The sequence below is a fragment of the Novosphingobium sp. GW835-FHT14H07 genome, from assembly GCF_058793515.1.
The window spans coordinates 16,663-31,896 of sequence record NZ_JBXAFX010000031.1 but is presented as its reverse complement, the minus strand read 5'-3'; the positions used below and the strand labels follow the sequence as shown (position 1 = coordinate 31,896).

The 15,234-nt window shown below is 63.5% G+C and carries 13 protein-coding genes; 6 read left to right on the top strand and 7 right to left on the bottom strand.

Annotation, left to right across the window (positions count from 1 at the left end; all coding sequences use genetic code 11):
• Nucleotides 1–65 precede the first annotated feature (65 nt).
• The 3 genes from AC1Q5P_RS18950 to hemF form a co-directional block, all read right to left on the bottom strand.
• Nucleotides 66–2,153, bottom strand: a complete 2,088-nt coding sequence (locus AC1Q5P_RS18950) for a RelA/SpoT family protein (protein ID WP_062343663.1) — start codon at nucleotides 2,151–2,153, stop codon at nucleotides 66–68.
• A 74-nt stretch (nucleotides 2,154–2,227) separates the two neighbouring features.
• On the bottom strand, nucleotides 2,228–2,764 hold the full coding sequence (locus tag AC1Q5P_RS18945; RefSeq protein ID WP_492519776.1) for a GNAT family N-acetyltransferase: 537 nt from the start codon (nucleotides 2,762–2,764) through the stop codon (nucleotides 2,228–2,230).
• 88 nt (nucleotides 2,765–2,852) lie between these two features.
• Complete coding sequence (gene hemF / locus AC1Q5P_RS18940; RefSeq protein WP_492519767.1) at nucleotides 2,853–3,716, bottom strand: oxygen-dependent coproporphyrinogen oxidase; 864 nt, start codon at nucleotides 3,714–3,716, stop codon at nucleotides 2,853–2,855.
• Between the two features lie 64 nt (nucleotides 3,717–3,780).
• Here hemF and pdeM point away from each other — a divergent pair, with 64 nt between their 5' ends.
• From pdeM to AC1Q5P_RS18920, 4 genes are all read left to right on the top strand, one after another.
• Nucleotides 3,781–4,470, top strand: coding sequence for a ligase-associated DNA damage response endonuclease PdeM (gene pdeM, locus AC1Q5P_RS18935; protein ID WP_492519766.1), 690 nt, complete (start codon nucleotides 3,781–3,783; stop codon nucleotides 4,468–4,470).
• Nucleotides 4,471–4,616: 146 nt separating this feature from the next.
• Entirely contained in the window at nucleotides 4,617–5,138 is a 522-nt protein-coding gene (gene infC / locus AC1Q5P_RS18930; protein ID WP_039335224.1) for a translation initiation factor IF-3, read from the top strand.
• A gap of 319 nt (nucleotides 5,139–5,457) precedes the next feature.
• Nucleotides 5,458–5,757, top strand: coding sequence for a hypothetical protein (locus AC1Q5P_RS18925; RefSeq protein ID WP_039335290.1), 300 nt, complete (start codon nucleotides 5,458–5,460; stop codon nucleotides 5,755–5,757).
• A 154-nt stretch (nucleotides 5,758–5,911) separates the two neighbouring features.
• Nucleotides 5,912–6,598, top strand: a complete 687-nt coding sequence (locus AC1Q5P_RS18920; RefSeq protein WP_492519775.1) for a hypothetical protein — start codon at nucleotides 5,912–5,914, stop codon at nucleotides 6,596–6,598.
• 75 nt (nucleotides 6,599–6,673) lie between these two features.
• Here the strand turns inward: AC1Q5P_RS18920 and AC1Q5P_RS18915 are convergent, their stop codons facing one another.
• On the bottom strand, nucleotides 6,674–9,364 hold the full coding sequence (locus AC1Q5P_RS18915) for a TonB-dependent receptor (protein WP_492519765.1): 2,691 nt from the start codon (nucleotides 9,362–9,364) through the stop codon (nucleotides 6,674–6,676).
• A gap of 410 nt (nucleotides 9,365–9,774) precedes the next feature.
• On the opposite strand from AC1Q5P_RS18915, the gene typA reads away from it, so the two are divergent.
• The gene (typA, locus tag AC1Q5P_RS18910; protein WP_492519764.1) at nucleotides 9,775–11,601 is read left to right on the top strand and encodes a translational GTPase TypA; all 1,827 of its coding nucleotides are present in this window, start codon (nucleotides 9,775–9,777) and stop codon (nucleotides 11,599–11,601) included.
• Nucleotides 11,602–11,888: 287 nt separating this feature from the next.
• Here the strand turns inward: typA and AC1Q5P_RS18905 are convergent, their stop codons facing one another.
• The 3 genes from AC1Q5P_RS18905 to AC1Q5P_RS18895 all read right to left on the bottom strand — a co-directional run bounded on the left by AC1Q5P_RS18905 (nucleotide 11,889) and on the right by AC1Q5P_RS18895 (nucleotide 13,869).
• Entirely contained in the window at nucleotides 11,889–12,167 is a 279-nt protein-coding gene (locus tag AC1Q5P_RS18905; protein WP_492519763.1) for a hypothetical protein, read from the bottom strand.
• Between the two features lie 69 nt (nucleotides 12,168–12,236).
• Nucleotides 12,237–13,130 (bottom strand): outer membrane protein, encoded by an 894-nt coding sequence (locus AC1Q5P_RS18900; protein WP_492476588.1) that lies wholly within the window; start codon nucleotides 13,128–13,130, stop codon nucleotides 12,237–12,239.
• Nucleotides 13,131–13,242: 112 nt separating this feature from the next.
• Nucleotides 13,243–13,869 (bottom strand): hemerythrin domain-containing protein, encoded by a 627-nt coding sequence (locus AC1Q5P_RS18895; protein WP_492519762.1) that lies wholly within the window; start codon nucleotides 13,867–13,869, stop codon nucleotides 13,243–13,245.
• Nucleotides 13,870–14,041: 172 nt separating this feature from the next.
• On the opposite strand from AC1Q5P_RS18895, the gene AC1Q5P_RS18890 reads away from it, so the two are divergent.
• The gene (locus AC1Q5P_RS18890) at nucleotides 14,042–15,232 is read left to right on the top strand and encodes a glycosyltransferase family 4 protein (RefSeq protein ID WP_039335294.1); all 1,191 of its coding nucleotides are present in this window, start codon (nucleotides 14,042–14,044) and stop codon (nucleotides 15,230–15,232) included.
• The last annotated feature ends 2 nt before the right edge of the window (nucleotides 15,233–15,234 follow it).

Genomic DNA, 15,234 nt, shown 5'->3' with positions numbered 1-15,234 from the left:
GCGCGGGCGCTTCGGCTCAATTACAGGTTACGGTGACACTTTACTAAATACACTTATCTATTCCCTCAAATCCGCTCCGCCTGCGCCACCGCCTCACTCGCCCGCAGCGCCGAGATGATCCGCGTCAAATGCGCCAGGTCCCGCACCTCCAGATCAACCTCGTAAGTATGGAACGGGTTCTCCCGCTGCGTCATCTCCAGATTGACCACGTTGGCGTGGTTCTTGGCGAAAATCCCCGCCATCTCCGCCAGCGTGCCCGGCCGGTTATACAACTCAGCACGCAGCCGCCCGATCGCGCCGTCGGTGCGGGCGTCCCATGACAGGTCGATCCAGTCGGCATCGACGCCGTCGGCGAGCTTCATGCAGTCGATCGCGTGGACTTCCACACCCTTGCCGGGGCGGCGCAGGCCCACGATGCGGTCGCCCGGCACCGGGTGGCAGCAGTCGGCCAGCTTGAACGCCATGCCCGGCGTCAGGCCGCGCACCGCAATCGCGCGCTTCTGGCTCGGCCAGTTCTCTTCCGGGATGTTGGCGGCGCTGCCCGGCACCAGCGCTTCCATCACCTGCCGGTCATCCAGCTTGGCCGAGCCGATGGCAAACATGAAGTCTTCCTCGCTCGCCAGCTTCAACCGCTTGAGCGCATCGGTCAGCGCCTTCTTGCCGATCTTGGTCGGCAGCCGCTCGACGATTTCCTCATAGAGCTTGCGCCCGATGGCGGCGACTTCGGCGCGCTCCTTCTGGCGGACGAAGCGGCGGATCGCGGCCCGCGCCTTGCCGGTGACGACAAAGCCCAGCCACGATAGCTGCGGCTCGGACGTGCGGCTCTTGATGATCTCCACCACGTCGCCATTGCCGAGCGGCGTGCGCAGCGGCACATGCCGACCGTTGATCTTCGCGCCCACCGCCTGCGCGCCAAGCTTGGTGTGGACGGCAAAGGCAAAGTCGATCGGCGTCGCCCCCTTGGGCAACTGGAACAGCGCCCCCTTCGGCGTGAAGGCAAAGATGCGATCCTGGTAGATCGCCATCTTGGTGTTCTCGAGCAGTTCCTCGGCGTCGTGGCTGGATTCGAGGATTTCGATCAGGTCGCGCAGCCAGCCCACCTGCCCATCGGGCGTGCCGCCCTGCTTGTAGGCCCAATGCGCGGCAAGGCCGAACTCGTTGCGCTCATGCATCTCGTGCGTCTTGATCTGCACTTCCACGCGCATCGCGTTGGAATAGATCAGCGCCGTGTGCAGCGAACGATAGCCGTTCATCTTCGGCGTCGAGATATAGTCCTTGAACCGCCCCGGGATCATCTGCCATTCGCGGTGCAGGATGCCCAGCGCCTTGTAGCAGTCGTCCTCGTTGTCGGTCAGGACGCGGAAGGCCATGATGTCGGTGATCTGCTCGAACGACACGTGCCGCTCGGCCATCTTGCGCCAGATCGAATAGGGGTGCTTCTCGCGCCCCGAAACCTCGACGCGCAGGCCCGCCTCGGCCAGTGCCTGCTTGATCTCCAGCGCGATGGCATCGACCTGGGCGCCTTCCTCGCTGCGGATCGCCGCCAGCCTGCCGGTGATCGTGGCATAGGCTTCGGGCTCAAGCTGCTCGAAAGCCAGCAGTTGCATCTCGCGCATGTATTCGTACATGCCCACCCGCTCGGCCAGCGGGGCATAGATATCCATGGTCTCGCGCGCGATGCGCCGCCGTTTTTCCTCGCTCTTGATGTAGTGGAGCGTGCGCATGTTGTGCATGCGGTCGGCCAGCTTCACCAGCAGGACGCGCAAGTCCTCGCTCATCGCCAGCAGGAACTTGCGCAGGTTCTCTGCAGCGCGCTCGCTCTCGCTCATCGTCTCGATCTTCGAGAGCTTGGTTACGCCATCGACCAGCCGCGCCACGTCCGGCCCGAACAGGCGCTCGATCTCGTCCACGGTGGCAAGCGTATCCTCCACCGTATCGTGGAGCAGCGCAGTGATGATCGTGTCCTGATCGAGCTTGAGCTCGGTCATCAGGCCGGCCACCTCCACGGGATGCGAGAAGTACGGGTCCCCGCTCGCCCGCTTCTGGGTGCCGTGCTTCTGCACGGTATAGACATAGGCACGGTTGAGCATCGCCTCGTCCGCATCGGGATCATAGGCAAGCACACGTTCGACAAGTTCGTACTGGCGGAGCATCTGTGCCCTAAATGGCGGCATCGGAGTGGTTCCCGCAAGGGGGAAAGCCGCATGAATGCAATCGTATTGGTCGATCAGCCGATGATCGGCTCGGTTCCGGCACTTTCCGGCAACAGTCCTGCGACGCGGGGGTCAGGAAAGATTTCAACGTGCCGTGCATAGGGCGCAAAGCCCTGTCCCATGTAGAACCCCAGGGCGCGTGGATCGTCGAGCGTGCAGGTGTGTACCCACACCCGCTCAACGCCGGGCACCCAGGCCATCTGCAGCGCCCGCCGCATCAACCACTTGCCAAGGCCCTTGCCGGTCGCCCCGGGGATCAGTCCGAAGAACGCTATCTCGCACGACCCGGCCGCACGGAAGTCCAGCTCCAGCATGCCGACCTCGACCCGCGCCCTGTCCACCACGGCATGGACCTGCACCTGCGGATCGTGAATGATCGCCGCCAGTTCCGCGTCCGACATGGCCAGCCGCGACCACCACAGCCAGGGCTCACCCACGCGACGATAGAGCAGCCGGTATTTCTCGGGCGCGCAGTCCTTCCAGCGCACCAGTTGCACCGGAACGTCGCCTTCGGGCACCAGCCGACGCAAGCCCGCCGGCGGCTGGCGCATTTCGAGCGAGGTCACGACGCAAGCCAGATCGCCCGGCGCAACGTTGTGGAACCCACGGGGCAGCGCCGGGCCTTCCGCCTCGATCACGTCAGCTCCAGACGGCTTCCGGTGGCAGGCTCATCAGGATCGCATCGATGTTCCCGCCGGTCTTGAGACCGAACAGCGTACCCCTGTCCCACACCAGATTGAACTCGGCATAGCGACCGCGATATTCGAGCTGGGTCAGCTTCTCTGCCGGCGAGTAGTCCATTCCCATCCGCTTCCTCACCAGACGCGGGAAGACGTTGATGAACGCCTCGCCCACATCGCGCGTGAAGGCGAAGTTGGCTTCGAATGCGGCATCGTCAGCACATTCGAGGTGGTCGTAGAAAATGCCCCCAACGCCGCGATGGACCTTGCGGTGCGGGATCCAGAAGTAGTCATCCGCCCACTTCTTGAACTTCGGGTAGTATTCCGGATCGTGCTTGTCGCAGGCCGCCTTGTACTCGGCGTGGAACTCGGCCGTGTCTTCCTCATAGGGGATCGGCGGGTTGAGATCGCCGCCACCGCCGAACCACGCCTTGCTGGTCGTCAGGAAGCGCGTGTTCATGTGGACCGCCGGCACGTGCGGATTGCGCATGTGCGCCACCAGGCTGATCCCCGTCGCAGTGAAGCCCGGTGCCTCTGCGCTCGCCCCGTTGACCGATCCGGCGAAGTCCTTCGAGAACTCGCCCTGCACAGTCGAGACGTTGACGCCGACCTTCTCGAACACCTTGCCCTTCATCAGGCCCTGCACACCGCCGCCGCCGTTTTCGACAGCTTCGCCGTCATGCTCCCGGTTCCACGGCGTATAGGCAAACGACGCATCCGACCCCGCTTCGCGCTCGATCGCCTCGAACTCCGCGCAGATCCGGTCACGCAAGCTCTCGAACCAGGCGCGAGCGCGGATGGTGTGGGTCGTCCAGTCGGTCATGCATTCCCCCAAAGGTCTGTCATGGCGACTTGCCAAGGGAATCGCGATCCGGCAAGGGAAAGCCATGGTTCCCTTTTCGTTCGCACCTTTTCAGTTCGTCGGGCAGGAATTCCGCCTCGGTGCATCCCGCGCGCTTTATTGGGTGGAAGAAAATGCGCTGCTGGTGGCTGACCTTCACCTCGAAAAGGCCAGCTTCTTCGCGCGCCACGGCCAGATGCTCCCCCCGTATGACAGTCGCGCCACTCTCGAACGGATTGCCGAGGCCCTGCGCGAGACCGGCGCCCGCCGCGTCTTCTGCCTGGGCGACTCGTTCCACGATGCCGCCGCCGTCGCTCGAATGGAGCCTTACGCCGCTGGCATGCTTGATGCCCTCACCCGCGCGACAGACTGGGTCTGGATCACCGGAAACCACGACGAAGACGCATCTGCCCCCGGCGGCACATTGGTTGACGAGCTGGCCGTTCGCGGTCTCACCCTGCGCCACATCGCCCGCAAAGGCACCGACGAAGCCGAAGTCTCAGGGCACTTCCACCCCAAGCTGCGCGTCTCGATCCGCGGTCGCACCATTGCCCGCCCCTGTGCCGTCGCGAGCGAGAACCGCCTGATTCTTCCCGCTTTTGGCGCTTTGACCGGAGGCATGGACGCAGGCGACCCGGCAATTCTGGCGGCATTGCAGCCCGCCCGCTCGATCGATGCGATCGTCCCTGCCGGGGCAAAGCTGGCCCGCTTCAATCTCTGGCGCGCTGCAGCCTGAAAGCAACATGCTTTCGCGAAACCCGTCGGCTTTAGAACCAAGGGCAAAACCGCCCTTTATCTGTGCGCGCATTGTGATATGAGCGCGCGGAACCATATTGGGCAAAAACTGCAGGAGAAAGCACTATAGCTCCCCCACCGCGGCGCATGATGGCGCCCCCCGTCAAGAGCGGGCCTCGCTACAACCAGATGATCAACGTGCCCAAGGTGCGCGTGATCGACGAGAACGGCGAGAACCTGGGTGTGATGTACACCCGTGAAGCGATCGAACAGGCCGCCGAAGTCGGCCTCGACCTCGTTGAAGTTTCCCCGAATGCGGATCCGCCGGTCTGCAAGTTCCTCGACGTGGGCAAGTTCCGCTACGAGGCGCAGAAGAAGGCCAACCTCGCGCGCAAGAGCCAGAAGACGCAGGAGATCAAGGAGATCAAGATGCGTCCGAACATCGATGACCACGATTACGACACGAAGATGCGTAACGTCGTGAAGTTCATCGGTGAAGGCGACAAGGTGAAGATCACGCTGCGCTTCCGCGGCCGTGAGCTTTCGCACCAGCAGCTCGGCATGAACCTCCTGCGCAAGGTGCAGGACGATGTGGCTGAAATCGCCAAGATCGAAGCCTTCCCCCGCATGGAAGGCCGCCAGATGCTGATGGTCCTCGCGCCGAAGTAGGCCCGAGACCGCGCTTATGCAAACCGCAAGGGGCGTGCCGCAAGGCGCGCCCTTTTCGTTTCCGAACAGGCGACAGTTATCTACCCTTCCCGCAGCCGGAAGGGGTCGGGGGGTGGGCATTCGCCACCTGCAATCCGCACGCTGTCGGATCGCCTTGCCTGCACACCGGTCATCGACGCCCCGAAACGCCCTGGCGCGCGTTCCGCAACTCGCCCCCACCAACCAACGCTCCACCGATTCAACCATGTCTGTTTGGCGCATCTGCGCGTTGCCGCTGCGGTTCGCCAAAAAACCAACAGGTTTCATCAAGGAGCATTACATGACGCCGTCTCTCAAGATCATCCCCGCCGTAGCGATTCTCGCTGGCTCGCTGGGCCTCGGCGGTTGCGCCACCAAGGGCTACGTCAACGAGCAGATCGCCACGGTCAACCAGCGTATCGATGGCGTGGAAAGCCGCCTCCAGGCAACTGACGGCGTTGCCCAGGCTGCCCGCAGCGAAGCGCAGGCCGCCAACGCGCAGGCCCAGACCAACACCCAGCGTCTCGACCAGCTCACTGGCCGCGTCGACAGCATGGACCAGCGCATGATGCAGGCCCAGCAGAAGCGTCCGCGCAACTAATCGGCCACTGTCGCGTTAAAGTGCCGGACAGGTCTTCTGTGGTCAGAAAACCAGGGAAGGCCTGTCCGGTTTTTCGTCTTTGGTGCGAGTGAAGTTCGAAATGATGAAGGCTCTTGCGGCGCTTGCCGGCCTGGCGCTGGCTCTCCCCTCTGTGATGACCGACCCCGCCGAAGCGGCAACGGCGACAGCTTCGAAGGCCAAGTCGCAAAAGCGCAAGAGCACGAAATCCGTCCAGAAGCCCGTCCAACTGCCCGACTTGACGATCCCGACACAACGCGTGACGTCATGGGTGACGGAGACCGCAGACAACAACGGGCTGCCCTTCCTCGTGATCGACAAGCCAAGCGCCACGGTTTTCGCCTTCGATGCGAGCGGCAAGCCGGTGGGCTTCGGTCCGGTGCTGATCGGCCGCGCCTTGGGTGACGACGCCACGCCTGGCGTCGGAAACAAGAGCCTTGCCGAAATCGGCCCCGCCGAGAAGACCACCCCGGCCGGTCGCTTCCTTGCCCGCTTCGGCAAGGCTGCGGGAAACACCCGCGTTCTCTGGGTCGATTACGCCACCTCGGTCGCCATCCACACCATCCCGCCGGGAAATCCCAAGGAGAACCGGGCCAAACGCATGCTTTCGCCCGACGTGGACGACAACCGCATAACCTTCGGCTGCATCAACGTGCCTAAGGCGCTCTACAACGGCAAGATCGCCCCCATGTTCGGCAAGAAAGGCGGCTACGTCTACATCCTGCCCGATAGCAAGCCGCTGGAAGACGCCTTCCCGCCACTTCATGCCAGGCCCTTCACCCCCGCACAGGTCGCAACAGCCGAGAGCACGCCCAGCCGCTGACCTGGCCGCTCGGCGGCAGCCCTGATGCGAAAAAGGGGAGCCGAAGCTCCCCTTCCCCCTTCCGAAGCCCGCGCCTCAGAACCGGTAGCGTGCCGCCACGCCATAAGTGCGCGGCTGGCTGGTATAGCCAGAGATCGATCCGGGCTGGGCCGGGGTATCGAAGATCTGCAGGAGATAGCGGTTGTCCGTCAGGTTGCGTCCCCACAGCGTCAGTTCGAACCCGCTCGGCATGGCCCAGGTGATCGAGGCATTGGCCTCGTTCACTTCACGGCGGAACGGCCGCGCCGCTTCGATCGCCACGCGCGTGCCGCCATCGAGGAAGCCGGGCAGCCCCTCGGCAATCTGCACCGGCGATTCATAATGGAAGTCGCCGCGCAGGATCAGGTGGTGGCCGCTGTCGAACTCATGGTCATAGCTCGCCGCGAAAGTCGACGAGATCGCCGGAATGCCTGCCGGTCGCGTCTTCGAAAGGTCGCCCACCGCCGAAAGCACGAAGCTGTCGTACTTCGGATCAAGGTAGGTCATCGCCACGTTGAACTGCCAGCCCTTGGCCGGCTTCACCGTACCTTCGAACTCGATACCGCGAACAGACTGCTTGCCGGCGTTGGCCAGCACGAAGCCCGACCCTGTGAAGGTGTTGGACTGGAAGCCATTGATCCGCTGGTCGAACGCGGCAAGGTTTGCCGTGACCAGCCCCCAGTCAGCCTTCAGCCCGATTTCATAGACGGTGGAGCTTTCAGGGCCGGCAAACCGGCTGCCATAGGTCTGGTTGACGACGGTCAGTCCCCGCGCAATCAGCGCGTCGCGATCGCTCAGCAGCGGGCGGCTGTCGCGCGAGAGGTTGATCGAGCTCGCCTTGAAACCCGTCGCATAGCTTGCATAGACGTTGATGTCGTCGGTCAGGTCATAGGCAACGCGGACGATGTAGGTGAACTTGTCGTCACGGGTCCGGCCCGGCTCCACCGCGTTGGGCACGGCCAGGAAGGGCGGCAGGTACTGCAGATCCTGCAGCGCCAGCAGCGGATTGCCGACCGTAAGAGGATTGCTGTCCGCAGCCGCTTGCTGGGTCGAAAGGTTCGCGTTCAGCGCCGCGAAGCCTGAAGCCTGGGCCTGAAGGTTGGCAAACACCGTCGGATTGGCCTGTGCGAAGGCGGCAATGGCCAGCGTGTCCGTCGTGCCCAGCGCGGTCGAAATGAAGCCGCGGCTCAAGGCCGTACCGCCAATCTGCACCAGATCGAGGTTCGCAAACACGTCAGACGACGTTGCCGAGGCGGCAAAGTCCTTCTTGTCCTTGGTGTAGTTGATGCCGCCCGTCACGGTCACACGGTCACCGATCTTGAAGTCTGCCTGGCCGAAGACCGAGAAAGCCTCATTCTTGAGGCGATAGCGCTCGTCCAGCTTCTGCCCGGCCACGAAGAACCGGCCCGTGTAGTTGGTGCCGGTCAGCCCGCTGATCGTCGCCTCGATGCTCGAAAGCGACTGGGTGTTCTGCGTCAGCCCCCGGATCAGCACGTCGGCATAACCGCGCGCGTCCTCGCCCCAGCCAAGCTGGTTGGACTGACGGATGCTTTCGTTGAAGTAATATCCGCCTACGAGGAAGTTGAGCGGGCCATCCATGTTGGTGGCCGCACGCAGTTCCTGCGTGAAGGTCTTGATGCCCTGATCCTGTGCATTGAACCCGATCAGATCCGCACTGGTGAAGTCGGAATCCTGATTGGTGAAGGCGTCCAGCCGCCGGTAGGCAGTGATCGAGGTGAAGGTCAGCGGACCGAAGTCGTAGTCGACCTGGCCCGAAGCCCCCCAGTTTTCGATGTCGTTGACCGAATCGATATTCGAATAGACCCGGTTGGCGTAGATCTCGTCAGGTCCGTTGACGCGCCCGCCCAGAGAACGGATCGCCTGCGTCGCAGAGCTGGGCCGGAGGTTGACCACCCCGCAGCAGTTCTCGTCAATCTTCGAATAATCGCCGATCAGGCGCACCCGCGCCTGGGCATTGGGTTCCCACAACGCCTGGCCACGCACGAACCAGCGATTTCGCTCGTTGGTTTCGTTGCCGGTGCCGAGGTCCTTGTTGTACCCGTCGCGCTTGTTGACGCCGCCGGCAAGGCTCACCGCCAGCCCGTCCGTCACCGGCCCGGTGACCACGCCCTTGAGCACGACCGCATCGTAATTGCCGTAGCTCGCCTCGACATTGCCACCGAAGTCGAACTTGGGCGCGGCGGTCACGATCGAGATCACGCCGACGCTGGCATTCTTGCCGAACAAGGTCGATTGCGGCCCGCGCAGCACTTCGATGCGCTGCACGTCGGGGAAGTCGCCGATCTGCGCGGCAGAGCGCGAGCGGTAGACGCCGTCGATGAACACGCCGACCGATGGTTCGATACCGGCGTTGTTGGCGCCGTTGCCGAAGCCGCGGATGATGAAGTTGGTGTTCGCGCTCGATTGCAGCTGCGTCACCCGCAGCGAGGGCACCACGCTCGTCAGGTCCTTCAGATCGCGGATCTGCGCCTGCTCCAGCGTCTTCGCGCTCGTTACAGAGACGGCAATCGGCACGTCCTGCAGGGTCTGTTCGCGCTTCGTGGCGGTGACGATGATCTCGTTGCCCTCTGCCGCCTGATCGGGCGCGGGCGGTGCCGGCTGAGCTTCCTCCTCGGCCGCGACGGCAGCGTCCTGCGCGTGGGCGGTGGCGGAAAACGCAAGAGCAAGTCCGCAAGCTCCAGCAAGAAGCGCGGCCTGGCCGGCACGACCGGCATACAAGGATTTCATCTGCAAAACTGTTCCTCTATTCACCCGCCGGGCCTTCGCCGGACGGTGGCCGTCATCCGGCCGGAAGGTCATCCTGTTTCCCACCCGACCTTCTAGGGCGCGGAAAACATGCGAACAATTCCAGTTCGATGAAATCCTTCGCGGTCCCCATGCATTTTCATGCGCTGTTGCATGATAGTCACACCTGCAACCGCTTGGCTGCTGTTCCACGCCCAGCTTGCCGCAACGCGCCTTCCCGCATTCAGCGTGCTTGTAGCAATGCAGGCCTTTACAGAAGCGTGTTCGCTGCAACGCATGCCTTTATAGAAGCGTGCTTGCCGCAACGCACAATTGCGAGTAAGCGCGCGCCGAAACCGGAGCGAGCCTTGCTTGTGCCGACTCCAGCCGATTCCAACTGAAAGCCCGTTTTCATGTCCGCCCAGCAGCGCAATATCGCGATCATCGCCCACGTTGACCACGGCAAGACCACGCTCGTCGACCAGCTCTTCCGCCAGTCCGGCACTTTCCGCGACAATCAGCGCGTGGAAGAGCGCGCGATGGATTCCAACGATCTCGAAAAGGAACGCGGGATCACCATTCTCGCCAAGCCGACCTCGATCGAATGGAACGGCGTGCGCATCAACATCGTCGACACGCCCGGCCACGCTGACTTCGGCGGCGAGGTGGAGCGTATCCTCTCGATGGTCGACGGCGTGATCCTGCTGGTCGACAGCTCGGAAGGCGCGATGCCGCAGACGAAGTTCGTCACCGGCAAGGCGCTCGCCCTCGGCCTGCGCCCGATCGTCGTGGTAAACAAGGTCGACCGTCCGGACGAGCGCATCCAGGAAGTGCTCGACGAAGTGTTCGACCTCTTCGTCACGCTCGATGCCAACGACGAACAGCTCGAATTCCCCGTGCTCTACGCCTCGGGCCGCAATGGCTATGCCAGCACCGATCCCGATCGCCGCGAAGGCACGCTGGAGCCGATGTTCCAGCTCATCGTCGATCACGTGCCGCCGCCGAACCTCGATGAAGACGCACCGTTCACCTTCCTCGCCACGCTGCTGGATCGTGACAACTTCCTTGGCCGCGTGCTCACCGGCCGCGTCCAGTCGGGCGTGATCCGCGTCAACGATCCGATCCGTGCGCTCGACATGGACGGCAAGGTCATCGAAACCGGCCGCGCTTCCAAGATCATGACCTTCCGTGGCCTCGATCGCGTGCCGGTCGATGAAGCCCGCGCGGGCGACATCATCTCCCTCGCCGGCCTCACCGTCGCCACCGTGTCGAACACCATCGCCGCGCCGGAAGTCACCGTGCCGATCAAGGCCCAGCCGATCGACCCGCCGACCCTGTCTATGCGCTTTGCCGTGAACGACAGCCCGATGGCAGGCCGCGAAGGCAGCAAGGTCACCAGCCGCATGATCCGCGACCGTCTGGAGCGCGAGGCGGAATCCAACGTCGCCATCCGCATCACGGAATCGGCCGACAAGGACAGCTTCGAAGTCGCCGGCCGTGGCGAACTCCAGCTGGGCGTCCTGATCGAGACGATGCGCCGCGAAGGCTTCGAACTCGGCATCAGCCGCCCGCGCGTGCTGTTCCAGAAGGACGAGGACGGCAACCAGCTCGAACCGTACGAAACCGTCATGATCGACGTGGACGACGAGCACTCGGGCACCGTGGTTGACAAGATGGCCATGCGCAAGGCCGAGCTGACCGACATGCGCCCCTCGGGCGGCGGCAAGACCCGCATCACGTTCTCGGCCCCTTCGCGCGGGCTGATCGGCTACCACGGCGAATTCCTCTCGGACACCCGCGGCACCGGCATCATGAACCGCCTGTTTGAGAAGTACGGTCCGCACAAGGGCAAGATCGAAGGCCGCAAGAACGGCGTGCTGATCTCCAACGGCACCGGCGAAGCCGTTGCCTATGCGCTTGGTCCGCTTGAAGAGCGCGGCATCCTCTTCGTCGGCGTCGGCACCCCGCTCTACGAAGGCATGATCATCGGCGAGAACGCCAAGCCGGAAGACCTCGAGGTCAACCCGATGAAGTCCAAGCAGCTGACGAACTTCCGTTCGAGCGGCAAGGACGACGCCATCCGCCTGACCCCGCCCAAGATCATGACGCTGGAGCAGGCCATCGCCTACATCGACGACGATGAAATGGTCGAAGTCACGCCAAAGTCGATCCGCATCCGCAAGGCCATCCTCGACCCGAACGAGCGCAAGAAGGCGTCGCGGAAGAAGGAAGCGGCATAAGGAATAACAAAGGGCGGCTCCCTCGGGCCGCCCTTTTTGCTTGTCCGTCAAGCGACGTGCGTAGAGCCGCTCCAACCTTCTCCGCACCGGCAGGCGGAAGGGTTCGGGGTGGGCATTTCACCACCACGGGATGCTGACGCCCACGTCAGCATAAATGGCGAACAATCGCCAGCTTTCCTGAACAAAACAGGCACAAAAACCGCTGTCCTACAAGGCATCAGCTGACATAGCATCCCCGCCATGTCGCACCCTGCCCCCATCACGCTGCCCGCCAACACCACCACCGCTCAAACACCGGAAAACCGCCGATTTTCCTCGCTCCTGTAGGCAGGATGGGCCGGGGTGGCCAGGTTCCGGGAATGCTGATTCGCCTGAACGCCGCCCTCTTGGAAGGCGCAGGCCGCGCATTCCCACAGCCAATCGATCTGCCCCGATCGCTTGCCCGCGATTGCGCTCCTGAACTGTGTAAACAGCGTCAACCCTCTGGCGCCCGCCGGGCGGTCGACGAGGTCCGGCGCGATGCCCATGCGGGCCGCGCGGGACACGAAAAAGCTGCGGCGATGCATGTCGCCGCAGCTTCTCCGGGTTCGCTGTCCCGCGCGTTTCTGGCGCGCAGCAGGTATTTCGTCTCGTTCTTAGAAACGCAGGCCGACAGTGGCACGCAGGGCGTGCGTGTCGAACACCCGGTCGGCAACCCGCAGGTTGGTCCCGCCGCCGTTCAGCAGGAACGGGTTGGTCGCAGGCGCGGTCCCCTGGCCCACTTCGACTTCGTACTTGTCGTCCTGATACCGGCTGTAGAGGTACTCCAAACCCAGCGACAGGTTGTTCGACAGCATGATCTCGGTGCCGCCACCAGCCTGCCAGCCCCAGATCATCTTGCCGTCGTCGCGCTCGGTGAACGAATTGGCGGTATTGGTGGTCGAGAAATCATGATTGATCTTGGCGTAGCTGCCGCCACCGGTGACGTAGAACAGAGCGCCGCCGCCCGGGGTATAGCCAAGGCGCGCGCGCGCCGAAATGGCGTAGTCGAGCTGGCGGTCGATACGGTAGGACGCCGGCGTGGTGCTGAAAGCGGTCGAGCGATAGATCGATTCATTGCGCGAACCTTCGATCAGGCCGCCGAACACCATGTTGCCCGACCGCGCATCGAAGCCGACGCGAACGCCGTATTCCGCGCCCTGCTTGTCGGCGACGCATCCAGCCCCGCGCGTCGCGCCCTGGGCACCGCAGTTGGCAAACCCTGGCGAGAACGCATTGGCGCCCGTCGTCGTCTGGACGGTATTGCCGTAGTTGCCATCGCGATCGGTATCGAATTCGAACTGGCCACGATTATTGCCGAGCAGACTGATCCCACCAAAGCCCTGGATGTAGACTCCGTCGAAGTGGCTGTCGCGATCAAAGCCATCGGCGGTGGTGGCCGTGGACATCGTGGTGTCGGAATTGTCCATGCTGTCCTGCGCCATGGCCGGAGCGGCGACGAGCGCCAGCGTCGCGGCCAGCGGCCACGTGAAAATGCTCTTCGAAGTCATTGATATTCCCTCTGGATTGCCTGAGACCGGTCGTGCAGCCCCAATCCCTGCGAGCGGGATTGGTTTCCGCAAAACCGCACCGGATCGGACGGGTACGGCACTTGGGGCAGGTTCAGTAGTCCGCCGCGCCCCAATTGCTGGGCGGATTCCGGTTTCCGGTATCCTTCGGAATTTCCGCCGCCATCTGCCGCGGCTGCTCGAAAGCCTGGGCACCCATGTAGCGATCGAATTCCTCAAGGAACCGCCGCGTCAGCCGCTTGTCTTCCTGCGGATCTATGGCTTGGCGCAGCTCCGGAAAGCGGCTGCCCTCTTCCTCGTAGACATGGTGGAGCACAGCACCGCGGATATGGCCAAGCTTGTCGCGCCAGTCCTGGCCCATCGGATCAAGCGTCTCCAATGCGCCCATCTGGATGCGCGTCATCGCGTGCTCCTCGAACGCCAGCCCAGCACTTGCCTTGCTGCTCTCATTGGCCATCGCTGGATAGAGAACTGCCTCTTCGGCATTGGCATGCGCGGTCAGCACCATCGAAAGGTCGCGCAGTGCGGCACGCCGCTCGGCGACGGAATTGGCGCCCAGCGCCAGTTCGAAGCACGCCTCGATGCGGCGATGATGTTCCAGCGCATGCGTCATCCAGTCGCCGGGCCGCGCCAAGGCCTGCGCCTTGTCTCGCGCCTCGCGACGATCTTCATCGCTTTCAGGTGGGGTGATGACGGCTACGATCTTGTCGAGAAAGGACATTTGCTCCACTCCTGCTGAGCCTTGCAGGGTGAGCGGACAGGCTTGGTGTCAGTTCCAAGGCTAGTTGCAGCGCTCGGCCAGTCGTGCAACGCCTGACGCGAACCGCGCAAAAGTCGCGCAAATCGGTCACCGTCACTCGCCATTCGGCTTCGGCCCGGCTATGGCGCAGCCGATGAGCGAGGCAAACTCCCCCTTCCCGACCGATCTTTCAAAGCTGCGCGTCGCGCTGTTCAGCGGCAACTACAATTACGTCCGCGATGGCGCGAACCAGGCGTTGAACCGCCTCGTCGGCTATCTTCTGCGCCAGGGCGCGGATGTCCGCATCTATGCCCCCAAGGTGGATGAACCCGCCTTCGAGGCAACCGGCACGCTGATCGGTGTACCCTCGTTCGCGATCCCGGGCCGTCCCGAGTATCGCTTCCCGCTTGCCCTGTCCCCACGCATCCGCCGCGATCTGGCCACGTTTGCCCCCCACGTCGTGCACGTCTCCTCACCCGACGTCGTCGCGCACCGCGCGGTTTCGTGGGCGCGACACCGCAGGCTTCCCATCCTCGCCTCGGTCCACACCCGGTTCGAGACCTACTTCCGCTACTACAACATGGCCTGGGCCGAACCCGTGGTCGAAGCCCTGATGCGTCGCTTCTACCGCCGCTGCGATGCGCTGGTCGCGCCGTCGGAATCGATGGCGCAGGTGCTGCGCGACCAGCGGATGAATTACGACATCGACATCTGGTCGCGCGGGGTCGATCGCGAGATCTTCCACCCCGGAGCGCGCAGTCTCGAATGGCGCCGCTCGCTCGGCATTGGTGATGACGAAGTGGTGATCGGCTTCCTTGGCCGCCTAGTCATGGAGAAAGGCCTCGATGTCTTTTCCGACTCGGTCGACCAGCTGGTGCGCAAGGGCGTCAAACATCGCGTGCTCGTGGTTGGTGAAGGCCCGGCACACGACTGGTTTGCCGCCCGGTTGCCCGATGCGGTCTTCGCCGGGTTCCAGGGCGGGCACGATCTCGGCCGCGCGGTCGCGAGCATGGACGTGCTTTTCAATCCGTCGGTCACCGAGACCTTCGGCAACGTCACTCTTGAAGCGATGGCTTGCCGCGTACCGGTCGTTGCCGCAGCAGCGACCGGAAGCCAGAGCCTCGTCGACGACAACGTATCGGGCCGCCTGATCACGCCGGGTGCCGTCCGCCAGTTTGCCGAGGCGCTGCGTTGCTATGTGGAAGACGCAGGGCTTCGCGCCCGCCACGGCATGGCGGGCGAGGAACGCAGTCTCGACTTCTCCTGGGACCGGATCAATCAGGCAGTCGCCGATACCTACCTCAGGCTGGTGCGCCAGAAGTCCAAGTCGCGGGCGGGTCAATAGAC

Coding starts and splice junctions, on each gene's coding strand:
- typA (WP_492519764.1), top strand. CDS start 9,775: ATGTCCGCCCAGCAGCGCAATATCGCGATCATCGCCCACGTTGACCAC.
- AC1Q5P_RS18945 (WP_492519776.1), bottom strand. CDS start 2,764: ATGCGCCAGCCGCCGGCGGGCTTGCGTCGGCTGGTGCCCGAAGGCGAC.
- AC1Q5P_RS18895 (WP_492519762.1), bottom strand. CDS start 13,869: ATGTCCTTTCTCGACAAGATCGTAGCCGTCATCACCCCACCTGAAAGC.
- AC1Q5P_RS18900 (WP_492476588.1), bottom strand. CDS start 13,130: ATGACTTCGAAGAGCATTTTCACGTGGCCGCTGGCCGCGACGCTGGCG.
- AC1Q5P_RS18915 (WP_492519765.1), bottom strand. CDS start 9,364: ATGAAATCCTTGTATGCCGGTCGTGCCGGCCAGGCCGCGCTTCTTGCT.
- AC1Q5P_RS18920 (WP_492519775.1), top strand. CDS start 5,912: ATGACCGACCCCGCCGAAGCGGCAACGGCGACAGCTTCGAAGGCCAAG.
- AC1Q5P_RS18890 (WP_039335294.1), top strand. CDS start 14,042: ATGAGCGAGGCAAACTCCCCCTTCCCGACCGATCTTTCAAAGCTGCGC.
- hemF (WP_492519767.1), bottom strand. CDS start 3,716: ATGACCGACTGGACGACCCACACCATCCGCGCTCGCGCCTGGTTCGAG.
- AC1Q5P_RS18905 (WP_492519763.1), bottom strand. CDS start 12,167: ATGCATCGCCGCAGCTTTTTCGTGTCCCGCGCGGCCCGCATGGGCATC.
- pdeM (WP_492519766.1), top strand. CDS start 3,781: ATGGTTCCCTTTTCGTTCGCACCTTTTCAGTTCGTCGGGCAGGAATTC.
- AC1Q5P_RS18925 (WP_039335290.1), top strand. CDS start 5,458: ATGACGCCGTCTCTCAAGATCATCCCCGCCGTAGCGATTCTCGCTGGC.
- AC1Q5P_RS18950 (WP_062343663.1), bottom strand. CDS start 2,153: ATGCTCCGCCAGTACGAACTTGTCGAACGTGTGCTTGCCTATGATCCC.
- infC (WP_039335224.1), top strand. CDS start 4,617: ATGATGGCGCCCCCCGTCAAGAGCGGGCCTCGCTACAACCAGATGATC.